Source organism: Leifsonia sp. NCR5 (genome assembly GCF_002105485.1).
In the GTDB taxonomy this organism is placed as follows: domain Bacteria; phylum Actinomycetota; class Actinomycetes; order Actinomycetales; family Microbacteriaceae; genus Leifsonia.
The window spans coordinates 258,118-280,394 of the sequence record NZ_NCSR01000002.1; the positions used below are offsets into that span (position 1 = coordinate 258,118).

Annotated in this window: 24 protein-coding genes; 8 read left to right on the forward strand and 16 right to left on the reverse strand. The window is 69.2% G+C overall.

What is annotated here, in order from left to right:
* Positions 1-143 precede the first annotated feature (143 nt).
* On the forward strand, positions 144-1,973 hold the full coding sequence (locus tag B7438_RS03225) for a long-chain fatty acid--CoA ligase (protein WP_085368000.1): 1,830 nt from the start codon (positions 144-146) through the stop codon (positions 1,971-1,973).
* A gap of 12 nt (positions 1,974-1,985) precedes the next feature.
* Here B7438_RS03225 and B7438_RS03230 read toward each other — a convergent pair whose 3' ends face one another.
* The 4 genes from B7438_RS03230 to B7438_RS03245 all read right to left on the reverse strand — a co-directional run bounded on the left by B7438_RS03230 (position 1,986) and on the right by B7438_RS03245 (position 8,255).
* Positions 1,986-2,831 (reverse strand): NAD(P)-dependent oxidoreductase, encoded by an 846-nt coding sequence (locus B7438_RS03230; protein WP_085368002.1) that lies wholly within the window; start codon positions 2,829-2,831, stop codon positions 1,986-1,988.
* A gap of 38 nt (positions 2,832-2,869) precedes the next feature.
* Entirely contained in the window at positions 2,870-3,361 is a 492-nt protein-coding gene (gene def / locus B7438_RS03235) for a peptide deformylase (RefSeq protein ID WP_085368004.1), read from the reverse strand.
* Between the two features lie 35 nt (positions 3,362-3,396).
* On the reverse strand, positions 3,397-4,713 hold the full coding sequence (locus B7438_RS03240; protein WP_085368006.1) for a MinD/ParA family protein: 1,317 nt from the start codon (positions 4,711-4,713) through the stop codon (positions 3,397-3,399).
* Positions 4,714-4,841: 128 nt separating this feature from the next.
* Positions 4,842-8,255 (reverse strand): pyruvate carboxylase, encoded by a 3,414-nt coding sequence (locus B7438_RS03245; protein WP_085368008.1) that lies wholly within the window; start codon positions 8,253-8,255, stop codon positions 4,842-4,844.
* Positions 8,256-8,335: 80 nt separating this feature from the next.
* Between B7438_RS03245 and B7438_RS03250 the strand changes: the two genes are divergently transcribed.
* A complete protein-coding gene (locus B7438_RS03250; RefSeq protein ID WP_085368010.1) occupies positions 8,336-9,142 on the forward strand; it encodes a ParA family protein in 807 nt (268 codons plus the stop codon).
* 81 nt (positions 9,143-9,223) lie between these two features.
* Here the strand turns inward: B7438_RS03250 and B7438_RS03255 are convergent, their stop codons facing one another.
* The 4 genes from B7438_RS03255 to B7438_RS03270 form a co-directional block, all read right to left on the reverse strand.
* The gene (locus B7438_RS03255; protein WP_085368013.1) at positions 9,224-9,769 is read right to left on the reverse strand and encodes a MerR family transcriptional regulator; all 546 of its coding nucleotides are present in this window, start codon (positions 9,767-9,769) and stop codon (positions 9,224-9,226) included.
* A gap of 142 nt (positions 9,770-9,911) precedes the next feature.
* Entirely contained in the window at positions 9,912-10,610 is a 699-nt protein-coding gene (locus B7438_RS03260) for a MerR family transcriptional regulator (protein ID WP_085368015.1), read from the reverse strand.
* Entirely contained in the window at positions 10,610-11,113 is a 504-nt protein-coding gene (locus tag B7438_RS03265; RefSeq protein ID WP_281727763.1) for an FHA domain-containing protein, read from the reverse strand. The genes B7438_RS03260 and B7438_RS03265 overlap by 1 nt, the downstream gene beginning before the upstream one ends.
* A gap of 13 nt (positions 11,114-11,126) precedes the next feature.
* Positions 11,127-11,741 (reverse strand): CDP-alcohol phosphatidyltransferase family protein, encoded by a 615-nt coding sequence (locus B7438_RS03270; RefSeq protein ID WP_256921843.1) that lies wholly within the window; start codon positions 11,739-11,741, stop codon positions 11,127-11,129.
* 73 nt (positions 11,742-11,814) lie between these two features.
* On the opposite strand from B7438_RS03270, the gene B7438_RS03275 reads away from it, so the two are divergent.
* The 4 genes from B7438_RS03275 (at position 11,815) to B7438_RS03290 (ending at position 14,349) form a co-directional block, all read left to right on the forward strand.
* Entirely contained in the window at positions 11,815-12,651 is an 837-nt protein-coding gene (locus B7438_RS03275; protein WP_085368019.1) for a DUF1295 domain-containing protein, read from the forward strand.
* Between the two features lie 65 nt (positions 12,652-12,716).
* On the forward strand, positions 12,717-13,163 hold the full coding sequence (locus B7438_RS03280; protein WP_085368021.1) for a hypothetical protein: 447 nt from the start codon (positions 12,717-12,719) through the stop codon (positions 13,161-13,163).
* A gap of 2 nt (positions 13,164-13,165) precedes the next feature.
* Complete coding sequence (locus B7438_RS03285; protein ID WP_085368023.1) at positions 13,166-13,537, forward strand: RNA-binding S4 domain-containing protein; 372 nt, start codon at positions 13,166-13,168, stop codon at positions 13,535-13,537.
* A complete protein-coding gene (locus B7438_RS03290; RefSeq protein WP_085368025.1) occupies positions 13,537-14,349 on the forward strand; it encodes a DUF72 domain-containing protein in 813 nt (270 codons plus the stop codon). Before B7438_RS03285 ends, B7438_RS03290 begins: the two co-directional genes overlap by 1 nt.
* 4 nt (positions 14,350-14,353) lie before the next feature.
* Here B7438_RS03290 and B7438_RS03295 read toward each other — a convergent pair whose 3' ends face one another.
* Complete coding sequence (locus B7438_RS03295; protein WP_085368027.1) at positions 14,354-14,743, reverse strand: VOC family protein; 390 nt, start codon at positions 14,741-14,743, stop codon at positions 14,354-14,356.
* 82 nt (positions 14,744-14,825) lie between these two features.
* On the reverse strand, positions 14,826-15,776 hold the full coding sequence (locus tag B7438_RS03300; RefSeq protein WP_085368029.1) for a nuclease-related domain-containing protein: 951 nt from the start codon (positions 15,774-15,776) through the stop codon (positions 14,826-14,828).
* Between the two features lie 212 nt (positions 15,777-15,988).
* Here B7438_RS03300 and B7438_RS03305 point away from each other — a divergent pair, with 212 nt between their 5' ends.
* Entirely contained in the window at positions 15,989-16,369 is a 381-nt protein-coding gene (locus B7438_RS03305; protein WP_085368031.1) for a glyoxalase superfamily protein, read from the forward strand.
* 35 nt (positions 16,370-16,404) lie between these two features.
* On the opposite strand, the gene B7438_RS03310 is transcribed toward B7438_RS03305, so the two are convergent.
* The 6 genes from B7438_RS03310 to B7438_RS03335 are packed head-to-tail and all read right to left on the reverse strand — an operon-like array spanning position 16,405 to position 21,604.
* A complete protein-coding gene (locus tag B7438_RS03310) occupies positions 16,405-17,292 on the reverse strand; it encodes a prenyltransferase (protein WP_143465558.1) in 888 nt (295 codons plus the stop codon).
* Positions 17,289-17,609 (reverse strand): lycopene cyclase domain-containing protein, encoded by a 321-nt coding sequence (locus tag B7438_RS03315; protein WP_085368035.1) that lies wholly within the window; start codon positions 17,607-17,609, stop codon positions 17,289-17,291. The genes B7438_RS03310 and B7438_RS03315 overlap by 4 nt, the downstream gene beginning before the upstream one ends.
* Positions 17,606-17,992, reverse strand: a complete 387-nt coding sequence (locus tag B7438_RS03320; protein WP_085368037.1) for a lycopene cyclase domain-containing protein — start codon at positions 17,990-17,992, stop codon at positions 17,606-17,608. The genes B7438_RS03315 and B7438_RS03320 overlap by 4 nt, the downstream gene beginning before the upstream one ends.
* A complete protein-coding gene (gene crtI, locus B7438_RS03325; RefSeq protein WP_085368108.1) occupies positions 17,989-19,605 on the reverse strand; it encodes a phytoene desaturase family protein in 1,617 nt (538 codons plus the stop codon). The genes B7438_RS03320 and crtI overlap by 4 nt, the downstream gene beginning before the upstream one ends.
* On the reverse strand, positions 19,602-20,525 hold the full coding sequence (locus B7438_RS03330; RefSeq protein ID WP_085368039.1) for a phytoene/squalene synthase family protein: 924 nt from the start codon (positions 20,523-20,525) through the stop codon (positions 19,602-19,604). The genes crtI and B7438_RS03330 overlap by 4 nt, the downstream gene beginning before the upstream one ends.
* Positions 20,522-21,604 (reverse strand): polyprenyl synthetase family protein, encoded by a 1,083-nt coding sequence (locus tag B7438_RS03335; protein WP_085368041.1) that lies wholly within the window; start codon positions 21,602-21,604, stop codon positions 20,522-20,524. The genes B7438_RS03330 and B7438_RS03335 overlap by 4 nt, the downstream gene beginning before the upstream one ends.
* A gap of 73 nt (positions 21,605-21,677) precedes the next feature.
* Here B7438_RS03335 and B7438_RS03340 point away from each other — a divergent pair, with 73 nt between their 5' ends.
* Positions 21,678-22,274 (forward strand): MarR family winged helix-turn-helix transcriptional regulator, encoded by a 597-nt coding sequence (locus tag B7438_RS03340; protein ID WP_256921844.1) that lies wholly within the window; start codon positions 21,678-21,680, stop codon positions 22,272-22,274.
* Positions 22,275-22,277: the final 3 nt, after the last annotated feature.

A 22,277-nucleotide genomic window follows, 5' to 3' on the forward strand; every position in this document is an offset into this window, starting at 1 on the left:
CAGCCTTTCGTTCAGTTGCGGGTAACGCGCGGGAGTCGGCGAGCGCCAGAAGACTCACATCCGCACCATCTAGAGTGTAGTTACCCAGTTCGGCGGAAGCCATCTGGCCGCCTGATGTCCACCCCGGTACCGAGGGAGCTACCGTGAAACAGTTCGATTCACCCGCCATCGTTCCAGCAGACCCAGAGGCGAACGCCACCGACCTTCTGGTCGATCGTGTCGCTGCGACTCCGGATGCGCCCCTGTTCAGCCTCCCGGACGGCGACGGCTGGAAGGACCTCACGGCGGCGGAGTTCCTGCGCCAGGTCGTCGCCCTGTCGAAGGGCTTCGTGCAGGCGGGGATCCAGCCGGGCGACAAGATCGGGCTGATGTGCAAGACCCGCTACGAGTGGTCGCTGATCGACTTCGCCGTCTGGTTCGCCGGCGGCGTGCTCGTCCCGATCTACGAGACCTCCTCTCCCGCCCAGGTGCAGTGGAACATGAGTGACTCCGGCGCCATCGCCGTGATCCTGGAGACGCCGGAGATGTTCGCCAGGTTCGACGAGGTGCACGCCGACCTCCCGGACATCGGCAACGTGTGGCAGATCCACCTCGGCGACCTGGACAAGCTCGCCGCATCCGGCACGGCCATCCCGGACGGCGAGATCGAGCGCCGCAGGAACCTCGCGCGCGGTGACGACATCGGGACGCTGATCTACACCTCCGGCTCGACCGGCAGGCCGAAGGGATGCGTCCTCACGCACTCCAACTTCGTCGAGCTGTCCCGCAACTCGGCGGAGGCGCTCAAGGAAGTCGTGATGCAGCCGGGTGGCGCATCAACTCTGCTGTTCATCACGACCGCGCACATCTTCGCGCGCTTCATCGCCGTGCTCTGCGTGACGGCCGGGGTGAAGGTCGGCCACCAGGCGGACACCAAGCAGCTGCTTCCCGCGCTCGCGAGCTTCAAGCCGACATTCCTCCTCGCCGTCCCCCGGGTGTTCGAGAAGGTGTACAACTCGGCCGAGCAGAAGGCGGAGTCCGGCGGCAAGGGCAAGATCTTCCGCAAGGCCGCCGCCGTGGCCGTCGAGCACTCCCAGGCCGTCGAGGCCGGAGCCGTGCCGTTCGGCCTGCGCCTGCGCTTCGCGATCTTCGACCGGCTGGTCTACAGCAAGCTCCGCGCCGCGATGGGCGGCAGGGTGAAGTACGCCGTGTCCGGCTCCGCGCCGCTCGGCGCGCACCTCGGCCACTTCTTCCACAGCCTCGACATCAAGATCCTGGAGGGCTACGGCCTCACCGAGACCACGGCGCCCGCCACGGTGAACCGGCCGGACACGTTCCGGATCGGCACGGTCGGCCCCGCGCTCCCCGGCGTCTCCCTGCGTCTCGCGGACGACGACGAGATCGAGGTCAAGGGCATCAATGTCTTCAAGGAGTACTGGAAGAACCCGGAAGCGACGGAGGCGGCGTTCGACGACGGCTGGTTCCGCACGGGTGACCTCGGCTCGTTCGACGACGACGGCTTCCTCACGATCACCGGCCGCAAGAAGGAGATCATCGTCACCGCGGGCGGCAAGAACGTCTCCCCCGCTGCACTGGAGGACCCGGTGCGGGCGAACCCGCTGGTCAGCCAGGTGATCGTCGTCGGCGACCAGAAGCCGTTCATCGCAGCGCTGGTCACGCTCGACACCGAGATGCTGCCCACCTGGCTCGCCAACAACGGCGAGGACAAAGACATGACGCTCGCGGAAGCGTCGGTCAACCCGGCCGTCTACGCCGAGATCGAGCGGGCCATCGAGGCGGCGAACGGCAAGGTCTCCCGCGCGGAGTCCATCCGGAAGTTCGTGATCCTGTCGACGGACCTCACCGAGGCGAGCGGACACCTCACGCCGAAGCTCAGCATCAAGCGCAACGTGATCCTGGCCGACTTCGCCGACGTGATCGACGGGATCTACAGCGGAGCCCCGGCGACGCAGGGCATCTCACTGGCGCACTAGCGCAGCGGCAGGTCAGACCTCGTCCCGCCAGGTGTGCTCCGGCTCATAGCCGAGCACCCTGCGGGCCTTGGCGATCGACAGCAGCGAGTCGTTGACCCCCAGTTCGCCCTTCAGGGGCACGCCGGGGAACACCTCGGCGACGAGCTCGGCGTTCGGGCGGGTCATCACGGTGTCGGCCGCGGCGATGATGAAGCGGTCGAACCCGGTGGTGTCCCATTCCAGCGCCCGCAGGATCGCCTGCGCGCCGTCTCTGGCGTCGATGTAGCCCCACAGGTTCCACTTGCGCGCCTGCGCGTCCGCATCGAAGCCGGGGAACGCCGCGTAGTCCTCCGGGTTCATCACGTTCGAGAACCGCAGCGCCACGATCTTGAGCGCTGGATCCCAGCGCACCAGCTCGATGGCCAGCTGCTCCTCGAGGTGCTTGACCAGCGAGTACGTGCTCTCCGGACGGGCCGGGTAGTCCTCGTCCACCGGGATGTACGGCGGCGGCACGTCGAACGGCAGGCCGAGCACGGTCTCGCTCGACGCGTACACGATGTTCCGGATGCCCGCCCTGCGCGCCGCCTGGAACACGTTGTACGTGACCCGGATGTTGTTGTGGAAGGTGGCGACGTCGCTCAGGATGCCCGGTGCGGGGATCGCGGCGAGGTGCACGATCGCGTCGAAACCGTCGTGCACGTCGTTGACACCGAGGATCGCGTCGATGGTCTGGCCGTAGTCGGTGAGGTCGACGCGGACGAAGCCGGGACCGCGCTCCCCCGTCGCATCCAGATTGACGACGGTGTTGCCCGCCGCCCTCAGCTCGCGGACGACCGTGCGCCCGAGTTTTCCTGATCCACCGGTGACCGCGATACGCATGTCGCCAGTCTAGGGGTCAGACGGACCCAGACGGCCGATCAGAACCAGTCCGACTCGCGGACCTGCTTCATCGCCTCGCGCCTGCTGTCCTTGTCCAGCCGGTCGAGGTAGAGCTTTCCGTCGAGGTGGTCGGTCTCGTGCTGCAGCGCCTGCGCCATGACGCCGGTGCCGGACACCTCGATCTCGTTGCCGTCGAGGTCGATGCCGCGCACCGTCGCCGACGGGTAGCGGGCGGTCTTGAACCAGAGGCCAGGCACGGACAGGCAGCCCTCGTCCACCAGCTCCGGCTCTCCGGACACCTCGACGAGCACCGGGTTGATGACGTAGCCGATCTCGCCGTCGACGTTGTAGCTGAACGCGCGCAGGTTCACGCCGATCTGCGGGGCGGCGACGCCCGCTCGCCCGGGCGGCAGCACGCTGTCCACCAGGTCTTCCACCAGGCCGCGCACGCCGTCGTCGATGTCTCCGATGGGCTCGGACACGGTCTTCAGGACGGGGTCGCCGAACAGGCGGATCTGACGTTCGGTCACAGCTGTCTCCTTGGCAGGGGCACGGGATGCGCGGCTCAGGCGCGGGTGGTGGGCAGGCCCTCGACCACCAGGGCGGCGAGCGTGCGCGCCGACTGCTTGGTCAGGGGCTTCAGGTCTTTGTACGACACGACGGAGCCCGCGGCCAGCTGCGGGTCGTACGGGATGCGCACGACGTCGCGGACGCGCGACAGGAAGTGCGACTCGATCTCCTCGAGCTTCACCAGGTTGGTTCCCTGGGTGGCTGTGTTGAGCGCCACGACGGCGTTCCTGACGAGGTCGCCGTAGCCGTTCGCCTCCAGCCAGGTCAGCGTCTCGGACGCGAGACGCGCCTCGTCGACGCTGCCGCCGGAGACGATCACCACGGAGTCTGCGCGCTGCAGGGTGGCCCGCATCACCGAGTGGACGATGCCGGTTCCGCAGTCGGTGAGCACGATCGAGTAGAACCGGGCGGACAGGTCGGCGACCACGTTGTAGTCGTTCTCATCGAACGCCTCCGAGAGCAGAGGGTCGGTGTCGGAGGCGAGGATGTCGAGCCTGGTCTCATCGCGGGAGACGAGGGCGGAGAAGTCGGTGAAGCCGCCGATGCTCGCGGCCTTGTGCACCACATCCCGCACCGTTGCACGGGTCTGCTTGGGGACGCGCTCCGACAGGGTGCCGCGGTCGGGGTTCGCGTCGATCGCGACGATGCGGTCTTCGCGGGCATCGGCCAGCGCCATCCCGAGCAGGGTGGTGACGGTGGTCTTGCCGACGCCGCCCTTGCGGGTGAGCACGGGGACGAAGCGGGTGCCGCCCTCGAACTGCTTCTGGATGCGGTGGTCGAGCTCCTTGCGGGCGCGCGCCTTGGCGGAGTCGCCGAGGTTGACCATCCGGAAGGTGACGTTGTAGACGAAGCGCTGCCAGCCGCCCTCCGGGCCGGGGCGGGTGTTGCGGTTGACCTCCAGCAGGCGGTCGGCGGTGAGCATGGCGGCCGGCTCCGGCTGCTGCGAGTGCTCGCCGCGCAGACGCCCGCGGCGGGACTGCGAGAACGGGTCGGACGACGGCAGATCCGGCACGTCGCGCTGCGCATCCTGGGCGGCGTCCGCTGCGATGGTGCCGGTGGGTCCCGTGGTGTGCCGGGAGGCGACGATGGCGACCGACATGGTGGTCGGCTCGGCGGGCGACGCGACGAAACCGGGGTCCACGGGGACCTCGTCGATCGCGACGGCGGCCTCGTCCTCCGGCACCTCGGGCGCCGGGGCGGGCGGAAGGTCGACGGCGATGCTGAGATTCTCCGGAACCGAGATGGTCAGATCGTCGTCAGGCGACACGAGCGCGCCCGGTTCGGGGCGCTCGGGCTTGAGGTTGTCTGGCACGGATCACGTCTCTTTCTGCCGCTGCACGCGGCGCCCACCAGTTTAGCTGGCCGCCGCGCACAGCAATCGAGTCCGGACTTATTCACGCGACACGCCGGGTGAAGCGTGAACAAGTCCGGACTCGATTATCAGGGGGGGGTTAGGCGGGCGACGACGACCAGGAGGTCGCCCGCATCCACCTGCTGGGTCTTCGGGATGGCGAGGCGCTCGATGGTGCCGGCGATGGGGGCGGTGATCGCCGCCTCCATCTTCATCGCCTCGATGGAGGCGACGGCCTGCCCTGCTGCCACCGTGTCACCGACCGCGACCTGCAGGGTCACCACTCCGGAGAACGGGGCGGCCACCTGGCCGGGCTTGGCGCTGTCGGCCTTCTCGGCGGCCTTGGACTCGACGACGATGCCGCGGTCACGCACGAACACCGGCCGGAGCTGGCCGTTGAGCGTGGTCATGACCGTGCGCATCCCCTTCTCGTCGGCCTCGCCGATGGCTTCCAGGCCGATGTAGAGGCGAACGCCCTTGTCGATCTCGATGACGTGCTCCGTGCCCTGCTTGAGGCCGTAGAGGTAGTCGAGCGAGTCGACGACGGACAGGTCTCCGAAGAGCTCCCGCATCTGCTCGTAGATGCGCGTGGGAGCAGGGAAGAGCAGACGGTTGAGCGTCGAACGGCGCTCCTCGCTGGAGCCTTCCAGCGCCTTCGCGTCGGCGGCCGAGAGGTCTTCGACGCCGACCTTGACGGTCTTGCCCGCGAGCACCTTGGTGCGGAACGGCTCCGGCCAGCCGCCGGGCAGCTCGCCCAGCTCGCCGGCCATGAAGCCGACCACCGAGTCCGGGATGTCGTAGTTCTGCGGGTTCTCGGCGAAGTCGGCCGGGTCGGCGTGCACGGCGGCGAGGTGCAGCGCGAGGTCGCCGACGACCTTCGACGACGGCGTCACCTTCGGGATGCGGCCCAGGATCTGGTTCGCAGCCGCATACATGTCCTCGACCAGCTCGAAGTCCTCTGCGAGGCCGAGCGCCTTGGCCTGCTGACGCAGGTTGGAGAGCTGGCCACCGGGGATCTCGTGCTTGTACACCCGGCCTGTCGGGCCCGGCAGGCCGGACTCGAACGGACGGTAGACCTGGCGCACGGCCTCCCAGTACGGCTCCAGCGCGTTCACCGAGGCGAGCGAGATGCCCGTGTCGCGCTCGGTGTGTGCGAGGGCCGCGACGAGGGCGGACGCGCTCGGCTGGCTGGTGGTGCCCGCCATCGGCGCGCTCGCGACGTCCACGGCGTCCGCACCTGCGCGGCTGGCCGCGAGCAGGGTCGCCAGCTGGCCGCCCGGGGTGTCGTGCGTGTGGACGTGCACCGGGAGGTCGAAGCGCTCGCGGAACGCGGAGACGAGCTTCTCGGCCGCAGCGGGACGCAGCAGGCCCGCCATGTCCTTGATCGCGAGGATGTGCGCGCCGGAGTCCACGATCTGCTCGGCGAGCTTCAGGTAGTAGTCGAGCGTGTAGAGATCTTCGTTCGGGTCGAGCAGGTCGCCGGTGTAGCAGACGGCCACTTCGGCGACGGCGGTTCCCGTCGCGAGCACGGACTCGATCGCCGGACGCATCTGCGACACGTCGTTGAGGGCGTCGAAGATGCGGAAGATGTCCACACCGGTCGCGGCGGCCTCACGGACGAACGCATCCGTCACCTGGGTGGGATACGGCGTGTAGCCGACCGTGTTCCGGCCGCGCAGCAGCATCTGGATGTTCACGTTCGGCAGCGCTTCGCGCAGGGCGGCCAGGCGCTCCCACGGGTCCTCGCCGAGGAAGCGGAGCGCGACGTCGTACGTCGCCCCGCCCCAGGCCTCGACGGACAGGAGCTCCGGCGTCATGCGTGCCACGTACGGAGCGACGGCGAGCAGGTCGCGGGTGCGGACGCGCGTGGCCAGCAGCGACTGGTGCGCATCCCGGAACGTGGTCTCCGTGACGGCGAGGGCCGTCTGGTTGCGGAGGGCCTGCGCGAAGCCGGCGGGGCCGAGCTCCAGCAGCTTCTGGCGCGAGCCGGACGGTGCAGGAGCGCTCAGGTCGATCTTCGGCAGCTTGTCGACCGGTGCGTGGGTCTCCGGGCGGGCGCCGTTCGGCTGGTTGACCGTGACGTCGGCGAGCCAGTTGAGCACCTTCGTGCCGCGGTCCTTGGATGCGCGGCCCTTGAACAGCTCAGGGCGCTCCTCGATGAACGAGGTGCTGACGTCGCCGGCGATGAAGTCCGGGTCGTCGAGCACGGCCTGCAGGAACGGGATGTTCGTGGCGACACCGCGGATGCGGAACTCGGCCAGACCGCGGCGCGCGCGGCTGACCGCAGCGGCGAAGTCGCGGCCGCGGCAGGTCATCTTGGCGAGCATCGAGTCGAAGTGCGGGCTGATCTGGGCGCCCGGGTTGATCGTTCCGCCGTCGAGGCGGACGCCGCCGCCACCCGGCGAGCGGTACGTGGTGATCTTGCCGGTGTCCGGGCGGAAGCCGGCGGTGGGGTCCTCCGTGGTGATGCGGCACTGCAGGGCGGCGCCGCGGATGTGCACCGTCTCCTGGCTGAGGCCGAGGTCGGCCAGCGACTCCCCCGCCGCGATGCGCATCTGCGACTGGACGAGGTCGACGTCGGTGATCTCCTCGGTGACCGTGTGCTCCACCTGGATGCGCGGGTTCATCTCGATGAAGACGTGCTCGCCTGCGCGCTCGCCTGCGGTGTCGAGCAGGAACTCGACGGTTCCGGCGTTCTCGTAGCCGATCGACTTCGCGAACGCGATCGCGTCGGCGTAGAGCGCCTGGCGGGTGGCGTCGTCGAGGTTCGGCGCCGGAGCGATCTCGATCACCTTCTGGTGACGGCGCTGCACGGAGCAGTCGCGCTCGAACAGGTGCATGGTCGCACCGTGCGAGTCGGCGAGGATCTGCACCTCGATGTGGCGCGGGCGCAGCACGGCCTGCTCCAGGAACATGGTCGGGTCGCCGAACGCGCTGTCCGCCTCGCGCATCGCCTCTTCGAGGGCTCCGCGGAGGTCGTCCTTGGTGTTGACGCGGCGCATCCCTCGTCCGCCGCCGCCTGCGACCGCCTTGGCGAAGATCGGGAAGCCGATCTCGTCCGCCTGGGAGATCAGGAGGTCGATGTCCTTCGACGGGGGCGTCGACTTGAGCACGGGGACGCCGGCAGCGATGGCGTGCTCCTTGGCCGTGACCTTGTTTCCCGCCATTTCGAGCACGCGCGGCGGCGGGCCGATGAACGTGATGCCGGCCTCGCGGGCGGCCTCCGCCAGCTCGGGGTTCTCGGAGAGGAAGCCGTATCCGGGGTAGATCGCATCCGCGCCGGACTCCTTCGCGACGCGGATGATCTCCTGCACATCGAGGTACGCACGCACCGGGTGGCCCGGCTCGCCGATCTGGTACGCCTCGTCCGCCTTGAGGCGGTGCATGGAATTGCGGTCCTCATACGGGAACACCGCCACAGTTTGAGCGCCGAGCTCGTAAGCGGCCCTGAAGGCCCTGATGGCGATTTCACCGCGGTTGGCAACGAGGATCTTACGGAACATGGGGACCTTTCGAGCAGGGGGCTACGCCACACAGCAAACGGTTAGGTTCTCTAAGACTAGTGAAGGTAACGTGGCTTCTTGTGCACGTACTCAGCGTTAGTTCCCTCAAGGGCGGTGTCGGAAAGACCACAGTGACGCTTGGACTGGCCTCCGCGGCGTTCGCCAAGGGGCTCCGAACGCTCGTGGTCGATCTCGACCCGCAATCGGACGTGTCCACGGGCATGGACATCCAGGTGGCAGGCCACCTCAATGTCGCCGATGTCCTGGCATCCCCGAAGGAGAAGATCGTCCGTGCGGCGATCGCCCCCTCCGGCTGGACGAAGGGCCGCAGCGGCAAGATCGATGTCATGATCGGCAGCCCGTCCGCGATCAACTTCGACGGCCCGCACCCGAGCATCCGGGACATCTGGAAGCTGGAGGAGGCGCTGGCGAACGTCGAGCACGACTACGAGCTCGTGCTGATCGACTGCGCCCCGTCGCTGAATGCGCTCACCCGCACGGCCTGGGCGGCCAGCGACCGCGTCGCCGTCGTCACAGAACCAGGCCTGTTCTCCGTCGCCGCCGCCGACCGTGCACTGCGTGCGATCGAGGAGATCCGCCGCGGCCTCTCCCCCCGCCTGCAGCCGCTCGGCATCATCGTGAACCGGGCCCGCGTCCAGTCGCTGGAGCACCAGTTCCGCATCAAGGAGCTGCGCGACATGTTCGGCCCGCTCGTGCTCTCCCCTCAGCTGCCGGAGCGCACGTCGCTCCAGCAGGCGCAGGGCGCGGCGAAGCCGCTGCACGTCTGGCCGGGCGAGAGCGCGCAGGAGATGGCGCACAACTTCGACATGCTGCTGGAGCGCGTGCTGCGCACGGCCCGCATCGGCGAGTACGCGGTCGCGCCCTAGCTAGCCCTGCCGGAAGCCGGACACTCGCCTGAGGAGTCGGCTGACCCTCCGCGCGTGCGGAGGGTGCTGAGGATTCGGGGCTCAGGAGGCCTTGGAGGCGCGACGAGCGGCGAGCTCGTCCATGGAGTCGGTCTGGGTGTCGAGCTCGACGAGGCTCGACTCGACCTCGCGGAGGACCTTGCCGACGGCGATGCCGAAGACGCCCTGGCCGCGGCTGACGAGGTCGATGACCTCGTCGTTGGACGTGCAGAGGTAGACGCTCGCTCCGTCGCTCATCAGCGTGGTCTGGGCGAGGTCGTTGACCCCGGATTCGCGCAGCTGGTTGACCGCGGTGCGGATCTGCTGCAGCGAGATGCCGGTGTCGAGGAGGCGCTTGACGAGCTTCAGAACGAGGATGTCGCGGAAACCGTAGAGGCGCTGCGAGCCGGAGCCCGCCGCACCGCGGACTGTCGGTTCGACGAGACCGGTGCGAGCCCAGTAGTCGAGCTGGCGGTACGAGATGCCTGCTGCGCGGGCGGCGACGGCTCCTCGGTAGCCGTTCGCGTCGTCCATCTCGGGGAGGCCGTCGGTGAACAGCAACCCCAGATCGTACCGGGCCGCGTCGTTGTCACGACTCAGTTCACTCATGGGTTCGCCTCTCGCCCGATCTTGGGATGCGCATGTTCGACAGGCGCATCATCCACGGTACCCATGCTCAGGGTCGCGGGCAACGACATTCGCAGTTTGACTATCGGCGTGTCGAGCCGATCCGTCAGTGGGGGTCGCGCGGTCACGGCTGGATGCGCGACAGAGCCGACCGGATGATGCTGCCGCGCACCACATCCAGCTGTCCGGCGATCTCGCGGGCGAGCTCGGCGGTCTGCGCCCTGCTCGACACGTCGTTGCGCCGGGCGATCGGCACGAGGGCCGTCTCGATGAGCCCGAGTTCGCGCTGCGCTGCGGCCCGGAAGCCGCGCAGGTGGCGGGGTTCGATGCCGTGCCGCTGCAGCTCGACGAGCGCGCGGAGCACGGCCAGCGTCTCCTCGCCGTAGACCTCGGCGGGAGCGATGACGGAGGCGGTGATCGCGTCCTGCAGGAGCTCCTGGGTGGCCTGCGCCTCGCGCAGCAGCTCGCCGCGCTTGAACCGCCTGCCGGTCGGCAGCATCGACGGCCCAGCACTGGGGGCTGCGCCCGGCATCGGCGGGTTGAGGCCTGCATCCAGGTCGGCCAGATACGCCTTGATGACCTTCAGCGGCAGGTAGTGGTCGCGCTGCATCCCGAGCACGACGCGCAGTCGCTCGACGTCGTCCGGCGAGAACTTGCGGTACCCGGATGCTGTGCGCGCCGGGGACACGAGCCCGCGCTCCTCGAGGAAGCGCAGCTTCGACGACGACAGGTCGGGGAACTCCGGCGTCAGACGCGCGAGCACCTGGCCGATACTGAGCAGCGCAGGCGAGCCAGCCCGTGCGCTCGCTGCTTGCCGTGCCACTAGTTCGGGGCCGACGCTGCGAGGTCGAGGCGCGAGGCGTAGAACGTGAGGCGGAACTTGCCGATCTGCACTTCGGCGGAGTCGGAGAGCAGGGCGCTCTCGATGCGGACCCCGTCGTAGTACGTGCCGTTCAGCGATCCGAGGTCGCGGACCTCGAACGCCGTGCCGCGACGCGTGAACTCCGCGTGGCGGCGGGAGACGGTCACGTCGTCCAGGAAGATGTCGGCGTTGGGGTGTCGCCCTGCGCTCGTCACATCGGCGTCGAGCAGGAAGCGCGCGCCGGTGTTCGGACCGCGGCGGACGATCAGCAGAGCCGAACCGGACGGCAGGGCCGCGATGGCCTCCTGCTCCTCCGGTGAGATCTCCCCATCCATCGGGTACATCTTCGACACGAACTCCTCGCCGAAGCGTGCGGTCGTGTCTTCGTTCCCCGCGGCTGAATTACGCAGGGGGTTGTTCTCGGCGTCATCCGCCGGCCCATTCGGGTAAGTCTCGTCAGGCACCGTCAACCTCCTCTTATTCCAGCGTATCGGATCGTCCGGCCCCGTCGTCCGCCGGAAGGCGGATTACGCGGGCTGTTTCTCCGATATACACAAAACCGGCCCACCAGTAGAGGAAGGCCCCCCACAGCGCGAACGCCCAGCCGAGCGGCAGGGAGAAGGGCGCGAGAGCATCGAATGCCTCTCCGAGCATGAGAAGCGGGAGCGCCCAGAACAGGCAGAATGTGGCCACTTTCCCCAGGTGATGCACGGGAAGCGGGCCGAAGCCGTGGTTCGCGAGGATGACCCCGAGCACCGCGAGCATTACATCCCGCGCCACGATGATCGTCACCAGCCACCACGGGATGACGTCCCGCCAGGCCAGCCCGATCAAGGCTGCGAAGATGTACAGGCGGTCGGCGGCCGGGTCGAGCAGCTGGCCGAGCCTCGACACCTGGTTGAGCCGTCTGGCGAGGAAACCGTCGAGGAAGTCGGTGATGCTCGACACCACGAGCACGAGCAGCGCGAACGCATCCTGACCGTCGATCACGAACGCCAGGAATACCGGCACCAGGGCGAGCCGGAAGAAACTCAGGATGTTCGGGATCGTCAGGACCCGCGAACTGACCTCGCGCGCACCGACACCATCCACGGGATACGAGTCTAGTGATTCCGTTCTCCGTGCCGGGAGGCTCCCCGGCGCGCGGCGAATGCGTGCATAAGATGTGGGCGTGGAGCCATTCATCGTCAGTCTCTGGATACTCGTCGGCGTCTGCGTCGTCACCTGGGTGCTCTCGCTCATCACCGGCGAGCACTCCTGGGTCGACCGCATCTGGTCGATCGTGCCCGTCGCATACGTCTGGGTGTACGCCGGATTCGCCGGACTGCAGGATGCGCGGCTCGACCTGATGGCGATCCTCGTCACCCTCTGGGGCATCCGGCTCACCTTCAACTTCGCGCGCAAGGGCGGGTACGCGCCGGGCGGAGAGGACTACCGCTGGGCGGTGCTGCGCGGCAGGATGCCCGGATGGCAGTTCTGGCTGTTCAACCTATTCTTCATCGTGATCTACCAGAACGTGCTGCTGTTCCTCATCACCCTCCCCGCCTGGACCGCCTACCTGCACCAGACGCCGCTCGGCGTGCTCGACATCGTCTGCGCCGTGGTGTTCCTCGCGTTCCTGGTGGGCGAGACCGTGGCCGACCAGCAGCAGTGGAACTTCCACCAGTGGAAGAACGCGGAGAAGGCGGCCGGTCGCGACCCGCAGCCGCGCTTCCTGCAGAGCGGGCTGTTCCGCGTCTCCCGGCACCCCAACTTCTTCTTCGAGCAGGCCCAGTGGTGGGTGCTCTTCCTGTTCGGCTGCGTGGCGGCCGGGTCCATCCTGCAGTGGACCGTGATCGGGCCGCTGCTGCTGACCGGGCTGTTCATCGGGTCGACGGTCTTCACCGAGAGCATCTCGGTGTCCCGCTACCCCGAGTACGCGCAGTACCAGCGGCGCACGTCGCCGATCGTGCCGTGGCCGCCGCGGCGCAACGGCGACGAGCCGGCACCCGCTGCTCCGTGACCGCGGCGCGACGGCCCCGGCGTGCCAGCCGCGCGAAGGTCGGAGCGAGCGCGTACCGTTGACGCATGTCCTGCATTCGGTTCAACACCCCGGCCCAGCGTCAGGCGATGCGTGAGCACCGACCGGCGATGCTCACCGCGGAGGAGGCGGCGGCACTGCACCCGTCTCCCCCGGTCACCGAGAGCAAGATCCGTCGGCTGAGGCTGCTCGCCTCCGACCCGAACCCCAAGATCCGGGAGAGCGTCGCGAGCAGCTACAACACCCCGGACGACCTCTTCCTCACCCTCGCGAACGACCCGGACGCCGGCGTGCGCGGCTGCGTCGCGAAGAACGAGGCCACCCCCTGCGACATCCTCCGGATGCTCGCGGACGACCGCTCCGAGACCGTGCGCGGCTGGGTGGCGATCAACTACTTCGTGCCCGCCGACGTGATGGACAAGCTCGCCACCGACAGGAGCAAGACCGTCCGCAGCCTCGTGAAGTGGAAGAGCCAGCTGGCCGAAGCGGTCTGATCGTGGCCGAACCTGCGAGCGTCCGCGTCGACTCCTGGGCGTGGGCCGTGCGCCTCTACAAGACACGCTCCGCCGCATCCACTGCCACCAAAGCCGGGCACCTGCGGGTGAACGGCGACAAGGCCAAGCCGGCGACGCCGGTCAGGATCGGCGACGAGGTGCGCGCGAGGGTGGGCGACACCGAGCGCATCCTGATCGCCAAACGGCTGATCGTGAAGCGGGTGGGCGCCGTCGTCGCCGCCGAGTGCTTCGACGACCTGACTCCCCCGCCCCCTCCGCAGGTGGAGGCGCCGTCCGCCGTGCTGCGCGAGCGCGGCGCCGGGCGTCCGACCAAGCGGGACAGGCGCATCCTGGATCAGCTGCGGGGGCGCTGATGGCGGTCGCTAGGATCGGGATCTCCGGCTGGACGTATGCGCCGTGGCGCGGCACGTTCTACCCGAAGGGACTTCCGCACCGCGCAGAGCTCGAATATGCAGCGGAGCGGCTCGACTCGATCGAGATCAACGGCAGCTTCTACGCCCTGCAGAAACCGGCGAGCTACCGGCGCTGGGCGGAAGAGACGGCCGACGACTTCGTGTTCTCCGTGAAGGGCGGGCGGTACATCACGCACATCCTGCGGCTGAAGAACGCGCGGGAGGCGGTGGCGAACTTCTGCGCGTCCGGCGTGCTCGCGCTCGGCGCGAAGCTCGGGCCGATGCTCTGGCAGGTGCCGCCGAACCTCGCGTTCGACCCGGAGGCTGTGACCGCGTTCCTCGCGATGCTCCCCCGCACGACGACCGCCGCTGCCGCCCTCGCGGCGGAGACGAGCCTGGACGAGGACAGGACGTTCCTCGACCCGGGCGCGGAGCGGCCCATCCGGCACGCGATGGAGGTGCGGAACCCGTCGTTCGACGTTCCGGAGTTCACCGCCATCGCGCGGGATGCGGGGGTCGCCATCGTCGTCGCGGACACCGCAGGGCGCTTCCCCGTGATCCGGGAGACCACCACGGACTTCCAGTACGTGCGGCTGCACGGCGACGAGGAGCTGTACACGAGCGGGTACACGCCGGAGGCGCTCGCGCGCTGGGCCGCGGACATCCGGGGCTGGCTCAGCGACGGGCTGGACGTGTACGCGTACTTCGACAACGACGCGAAGGTGCGCTCGCCCGTCGACGCGATGGCGTTGCGGGCGCTTCTAGCTGACTGAGAGCTCAGTCCTCGATCACGGACACCACGTTGCCGGCCGGATCGCGGAACCAGGCGATGTTCGGGCCGCGGTCCACCTCTTTGCCGCGCAGGACGCCCTTGGCGTCGGTCGGCAGGTTCGGGTCGTCGTAGATGTCGGTCTTCACGCCCTTGGCGTTGAGGTCGTCGACGGCGGCGTCGATGTCCGGCACCACCAGGTTCAGGATGGTGAAGCTCGCCGGGGTGTGATCCGGCTTCGGGTAGATGAACACGTGACCGCCGGCCGGCAGGGCGAGGTCGAGGTTGCCCATCGGGCCGTCGGTGATGTTCAGGCCGAGGGTGTCGCCGTAGAACGCCTTCGCCGCAGGGATGTCGTCGACGCTGAAACCGCTGAAGATGTCGAGTGAAGTGACCATGTGCCCACTCTGCTCCCTCGCGCCTGCCGCGTCCAGGGGCCGAGGTCTTGGTGCCCGACATCCTGGGTCCCAGCATCCGGGGTCAGACGAACCGGATGCTCTCCTGCAGCCGGGTGCGCAGCTCGAACGCGCGGTCGACGCTCTCCCTGCCCGCCGCGTTCGCGCCGTTGCGGAGCACCTGCGGCAGCAGGGACCGGCGCACGAGCAGCGATCCGGAGAGCCGGCCGCGCTCGATGCGGTCGTACGGAACGGCCAGCGCGTCGTCCGGGACGACGATGATCAGGCCGGTGAAGCGCACGCCGACCTGGCGCGAGAAGGTCTTGGAGTCGCGTAGGAGGTCGTGGAACGGCTCCTCGTCGCGGTCGACCGCCTCACCGACGATGTCGCCCTTGGAGAGCTTCACCTCGCTGCCCCAGTCGGCGGAGCGGATCGCGAACAGGCCGGCCGGGCCGAGCACCACGTGGTCGAGCTTCGCGTCGGAGCGTGGATGCACGGAGACGTCGTTCCAGATCGTGAACCCGATGCCGAGCCCGGCGACGGCGCGCGCCGTGGCCTCCTCGGCGAGCGCGACGGCGAGCAGATGGCGGATCTCGCGCGGTGCCGAGCGGACCAGCCCAGGATCGTACGGGTCGTCGAGCTCGGTGCCCCTGCCCATCCACTCGCGCATCAGGTGCAGGTAGCGTTCGCGGGCCTGGCCGCCGGGGTGGCCGTAGCTGCGGGCACGGACGGTGGCGCCGCGGGACTGGGATCGGGTGGCGTGGAAGGTGGCGCTGAAGCCGTTGCCCGCCGCCCCGTCGACGCTGACGTCGCCGGCGTATGCCGCCTCGCCGCGGTCGTAGCGGGCGCGGTCGTCCGGCTCTCCGACGAGCTCCCAGGCGTCCTGCACCGCCTGGAAACGGGCGGCCGTGCCGCCAGTGTCCGGGTGCGTCTCGCGCAGGAGCCTGCGGTAGGCGCGGCGCAGCTCCTCGTGGCTGACGGTGGATGCGACGCCGAGCACCTCGTATGGAGTGGGCGAAGCCGGGCTGTCGCTCATCGCTCGTTCGTCTTTCTCGGCCGGTGTGGTGCGTGCTGTTGCTGCGCGTGTCTTCCGACGATACCGTCCCTGCGCTGTGAGCTTCCTCCCCAGCGGCCGGGAGAGAGATGTTATCCACAATTTCCCATTGAGGCCGGTTCTTGTCCGCATTGCTCTCTAGCGTGGAAGTACGAAGAAAGAACAGGGCAGCACCCGACAGAAAGGCACCGATCATGGCCATCACAGACTGGCGCATCGAGCTCATCACCATCCCGGTCACCGACGTCGACCGCGCGAAGGCGTTCTACGTCGACCAGGTCGGCTTCACTGCCGACCACGACCACCGCGTCTCCGACACCCTCCGGTTCGTGCAGCTCACCCCTCCCGGCTCCGCGTGCTCGATCGCGTTCGGCGAAGGACTCACCGACATGGAGCCCGGCAGCCAGCGCGGACTGCAGATCGTGGTGCAGAGCGCCGACGACGCCCTCGCGCACCTTCGTGAGAACGGGGTGGCGGCGGAGGGCGTGGCCGACCTGGACTGGGGGCGGTTCGTGACGTTCTCCGACCCGGATGGGAACACGTGGGCGCTGCAGGAGCTGCCGAAGCGGGGGTGAGCCCGGGGGCGGGGCGGCGGCCCGCGGCGGGCGCGTCAGGCGGTCAGCGTCACGTACAGGATGAGGAGCATCGTCACGACGAAGCCGCACGCGTAGTTGATCCAGAGGAAGCGGCGCCAGCCTCGGTTGGCCGATGCGGAGTCCTCATCGCTCACCGACCAGAACGGCGCGGCGGCGACGATGTACGGGATGGCGAGGACGGCGGCGATCGGTCCCGGCCACGCGGTCAGCAGCATCGCGAGGCCCGCGAGCGCCCAGGCCGCGATGGCGAAGCGGGTGGTGCTGCGCGCACCCAGCACCGTTGCGATCGAGGAGATGCCGCCCTCCCGGTCGGGCACGACGTCCTGCACGGCGCCGAACGCGTGACTTCCGATCCCCCAGAGGAAGAAGGCGAGCAGCACCGCGAGCAGCTGCGGGGTGAAGGCGGCGCCCGCCAGCACCAGCCCATACACCGCCGGGCTGACGAAGTGGGTGCTCGAAGTGACCGAGTCGAGGAACGGGATCTCCTTGAAGCGGAGGCCCTTCACCGAGTACGCGATCACCGCGAACACGCTCACCGCGAGCACCAGCCACGACAGCGGGGAGCCGACCATGACCAGATACACGAGGAACGGGAGGTTGGTGACGGCGGCGGCGATCAGGATGCGCCTGTGCATCCCGCGGTCGAGCACGGCGCCCTCCGCGCCTCCCTTGCGGGGGTTCCGCAGGTCGGACTCGTAGTCGAAGACGTCGTTGATCCCGTACATCGCGAGGTTGTACGGGATGAGGAAGTACAGGGTGCCGAGCACGAAGGTGAGGTCGAGCTGCCGGGTGGTGAGGAGATAGGCGGCGGCGAACGGGAAGGCGGTGTTGATCCAGCTGAGCGGGCGGGAGGCGAGCACGAGCTGGCGGAACGGGGAGGACGTCTGGGCTGCCATCGTCATTCCGGTCTCCGCTTCCGGACGAGGAGCCAGAGGGCGGGAAGCAGCAGGAGACCGGCCAGCGGGTACGCGAAGTCCTCGATGGGCACGAGCCCGATGCGGGTGCCGCTGATCGTGGTCTCGCCGTACGTCATCAGGCCGGAGCCGATCATCACGTTGTCGAAGACGGCCGTGAGGACAGCCAGCAGCACACCGGCGATCAGGACGGGCAGCCACCAGCGGCGGACGATGGCTGCGCGGTCCCTGGCCGTGGCGAGCGCGACGGCCAGGACGACGAGCGCGAGTGCGAGGAAGGCGAGGCTGAGGAGGAGGTAGGTCATGCGCGCCCCCGATCGCGGAGGCGGTCACGGTCGCGGGCGAGGTTGCGGTCACGATCGCTGCCACGGTCGCCACGCCGGTCGAGCACAAGACGGGCGCCGGTAATCAGGACCATCGTGAGGTAACAGAGGAAGGCGAGGAAGAAGACCTCCTCGAGCGGGAGCTCCGGGGCGAGCACGATGCCGGTCATGTAGCCAGACTCTCCGCGGGCGAAGACGTGCAGGCCGATGCCGGCCAGGTCCCAGGCGAGGAAGAACAGCACCCCGGCCACCAGCACGATCGTGGCGCGGCGCGCATCCCGCCAGAAGAACAGGCGGAAGCGGTGGTCGATCAGCACCATCGCCCCCAGTGACAGGAGGATGAACAACAGATACAGGATGCTCACGCCACCGACTCCGAGCGGGTCTCCGCAGCGAGCGGCTCCGGCAGGGGTCCGGTGCTGGTGTCGCCGCGGAGACGCTTCAGCACCAGCTCGGCGCTGATCAGGCACATCGGCAGGCCGATGCCGGGGATCGTCGATCCTCCGGCGTAGAGGAGGCCGTCGACCTTCGCTGAGGCGTTGCGTCCGCGGAAGAAGGCGCTCTGCCGCAGTGTGTGCGCCGGTCCCAGGGCTCCACCCCGCCAGGAGTTGAGATCGGTGGCGAAATCGTCCGGGCCGACCGTGCGGCGCACGATGACGCGGTCGGCGAGGTCCGGGATGCCCGCCCAGGCGGCGACCTGTGCGATGGCGGCGTCCGCCGTCCGCTCCACCAGGCGGTCGCCCGTGCCGTTGACGCCGCCCGAACCGATGGAGACGTCGGCGGGCACGGGGACGAGCACGAACAGGTTCTCGCTGCCGTCCGGGGCGACGGTCGGGTCCGTCTCGCTCGGCTTGCAGACGTAGAGCGACGCCGGATCCGGGATGGACGGCTCCGCGCCGTAGATGCGGTCGAAGTTGTCCGCCCAGTCCGTGGTGAAGAAGAGGTTGTGGTGCGTCAGCTCCGGGAGGGCTCCGCGGACGCCGAGCATCACCAGCACGGCGCCGGGGCCTGGGTCGCGGTGCTCCCAGTACGACTCCGGGTATGTGCGCAGCGCCTCGGGCAGCAGGGTGGTCTCCGTGAAGTGCAGGTCGGCGGCCGAGACGACGGTGTCTGCAGGGACGAAGTGCAGGCCGCCGGACGCATCCCGGTACTCCACTCCGGTGACCCTGGCGCGGGCGGCGCCCGGCTCCGTGCGGATCGCCGTCACGCGGGCGCCGGTCTGCAGGTGGGCGCCGTCGGCGCGGGCGATCGCCGCGATCCTGTCGATGATGGTGCCGAACCCGCCCTGCGGGTAGCGGACGCCGTCCTCCAGGTCGAGGTGGCTCATCAGGTGGTACATGCTCGGCGCCCTGTCGGGCGACGTGCCGAGGAACACCGCGGGGTAGCCGAGGATCTGGCGGAGCCGGGTGTCCCGGACCGTCCGCGCCGCCCGACGCTCCAGAGACTCCAGCAGCAGACGGCCGAGGCGGCCGAGCTTGGTCATCAGGTCGCGGGAGAACAGCGGGCGGAAGGAGGCGAACGTTCCATAAAGGAAGCGGTCGACCGCCATCCGGTACGTCTCGCGGGCGCTGGCGAGGTAACGGTCGAGGCGGGGGCCGGAGCCGGGCTCGACGGACTCGAAGAGCGCGCGGTTGGCCGGGTAGTCCGCCCGCACATCCAGGGGCGCAGCTCCGGACTCCGAGAACACGCGGTATCCGGGATCCAGGGTGACGAGATCGAGCTGCTCGGCAGAACTGGTGCCGAGCAGCCGGAAGAAGTGGTCGAAGACCTCGGGCATCAGGAACCATGACGGCCCGGTGTCGAAGCGGAAACCGTCCGCCGACCAGGTTCCCGCTCGGCCGCCCAGCTGGTCGTGCTGTTCCAGGAGCGTGACCCGGTGGCCGTCCACCGCGAGGAGGGCGGCGGTCGCGAGACCGGCGATGCCTCCGCCGATCACGACGACCGACGCCGGGGCAGCGCTGGGGCGGTCGCCGGTCATCGCGACGACCCCGCGCCCCATCCGGCCGTCGCGCGCATCAGGATGGCGAGCTTCGTCCTGGTCGGGACGCTGACACGCGTCGACAGCAGCAGTGGGGCCGGCGTCGACCGGATGCGGTCGGTCAGCTCCGCGAACAGGCCGTGCGCCGCGGCGATGGCGCGGCGGCAGTTGTCCGGCAGTTCCGGGATGGCGTCCTGGGCGGCACCGAGGTCGCGCTCGATGTCCACGACGAGCTCCAGCTTCTGCCGCTCCGTGAGCCTGCCCGGATCGATGCCGGGGAAATAGCTGCGGCCGAGCTCCGTCCAGTCGACGGCCAGATCGCGGAGGAAGTTGATCTTCTGGAAGGCGGCGCCGAGCCGGCGGGCGCCGCTCTCCAACCGCATCCGGCGGTCGGTGGCGACCTGCTCGTGGGAGAGGAACGCGCGCAGGCACATCAGCCCGACCACCTCGGCCGACCCGTAGATGTATGCGCTCAGCTCGTCCGAGCTGAAGTCCACCGGGCTGAGGTCGCGGCGCATCGACGCGAAGAACGGCGCGGTCAGCGACGGCTCGATCCCGACGGCTCTGGCCGTGCACGCGAACGAGTGCACCACGACGTTGGCGCTGTACCCGGTGCGCATCGCCCGCTCGGTGTCCGCCTCGAGGGCGTCGAGCAGCGCACGTTGGTCGTCGACGGCGAGACCGGCCTCCGCCGCCGCTCCGTCGACGATCTCGTCGGCGATCCTCACCAGGGCGTAGATGTCCTCGACCTGGGGGCGCACCTCCGGGGAGAGCAGCTTGGTCGCCATCCCGAACGACGTGGAGTACTCGTGGATGATCGTGGCGGAGCTGGTGTGCGCTGCCCGCGTGTAGAGGGACAGATCGGTGGGGGCGGCCGGTCGGGCACCGCCGGCGGTGGTGAGCTCGGCCTCCCTGGTCACGCGATCCTCCCGACGCAGGAGCGGGCCACCGCCGAAAGCTCGTCGGTCAGCGACAGAGGGAGCCCGGGGACGGCGAGGGCCGCGACGGCGGCGTCCGCGTACTCGGCGACGAGCCCCTCCACGAAGGCGCGCGAACCGCACGCGTCGAGCAGGGCCGCGAGACGGCGACCGTCGTCGTGATCGAGGTCCGGCCGTCCGAAGTGCTGCTCGATGGTCGGCCAGGCCGAGGTCGCGCGCGCGTACGCGATGAGGGAGGTCTCCTTGCCCTCGCGCAGGTCGCTGACGATGCTCTTCCCGGTGGCATCCTCCTCGCCGAACACGCCGAGGAGGTCGTCGCCGAGCTGGAAGGCGATGCCGAGCAGCCTGCCGTACTCACCCAGCGCCGCCAGCACGTCGCCGCCCGCCCCCGCGAGCATGGCGCCGGCGGCGAGCGGCCCGGCGAACGAGTACGCGGCCGTCTTGCGCTCGGTCATGGCGAGCACATCCGGCAGTCGCGCCTCGTCCAGGCGCAGGCTGTACGACACGTCCGACAGCTCCCCCGCCGCCGTGACGAAGATGCTGTGGTCGAGCAGGTCGAGCAGCGCCGTGCGGGTCGGCGACGGCACATCCAGCCGGGCGATCAGCGAGGCCGCGGCGTGCAGCAGCAGGTCGCCGGCGAGGATGGCGGCGGTCTCGCCCCAGAGGGCGGCACGCTCCCCGTCGATGCCGCGGGCGGCCGCATCCCCGGCGAACTCGCCGGCCACGTTGGGGCGTCCTCGCCGCACCGTGTCTCCGTCGATCACGTCGTCGTGCAGCAGGAACGCGGTGTGCAGCAGCTCGAAGGCGACGGCCGTGTCCACGGCGTCGGCCGCGGTCGCGACGCCGGAGGCCTCGCCGCCGATGGCGTCGAAGGCGCTCAGCACGAAGCCGGGACGGATGCGCTTGCCTCCCTCGCTGGCGCTCCGCGCGCTGCTCCACAGACGCTGGTATTCGCTGCCGTACCGCGTCGCCTGCTCCGACCGCTCCGTGAAGAAAGCGGCGAGCCTGGCATCCACCTCCGGCAGACCGATGCGCGGTGCTCCCTGATGGATCTGGGTCATCCTACGCTCCTTTGTCTAGCCAAGTAAGTAAATAACTTAGCACGCTTCTTACTAGCGGGCATAGGATGTGCGCATGGGTTTCAATGAGGACGCGCGCCGCGTCTCCGGGTCGATGCTCGACCCCCGCGTGATCGACCCTCGGCAGGAACTCGTCCGCCACGACGACCTCACCGAGGTCGACCTCGAGCGGGTCGTCGTGCTCCTCACCGCGCTCAAAGACTGGCGGGAGGCCGAGCAGAAACTCAGCTTCGAATCGCGCAGCAAGATGAAGCTCAACGACACGGACATGAAGGCGCTGCGGTACATCATCGCGTCGGCGAACGCCGACGTCGCCGTCACGGCGGGCGCCCTCTCCGAGCACCTGCACATCTCGACGGCCTCGACGACCAAGATGCTCGACCGGCTGGAGCGTGCAGGCCACATCGAGCGGCGTCCGCACCCGACCGACCGCCGCGCGGTGACGGTCGCGATCACGGAGGAGACGCACCGCGAGGTGCGCCGCGTGATGGGGAGGCAGCACGCACACCGCTTCGAGGTGGCCAGAGGCCTGAACAGCGACGAGCGCGAGATCGTGATCCGGTTCCTCACCGACCTCGCCGCGATCCCGCAGCTCCCGGAGGATCCGGAAGACGCCGAGGAACCGGAAGCGGCTGAGACCCCCGCGCGCTGAGCC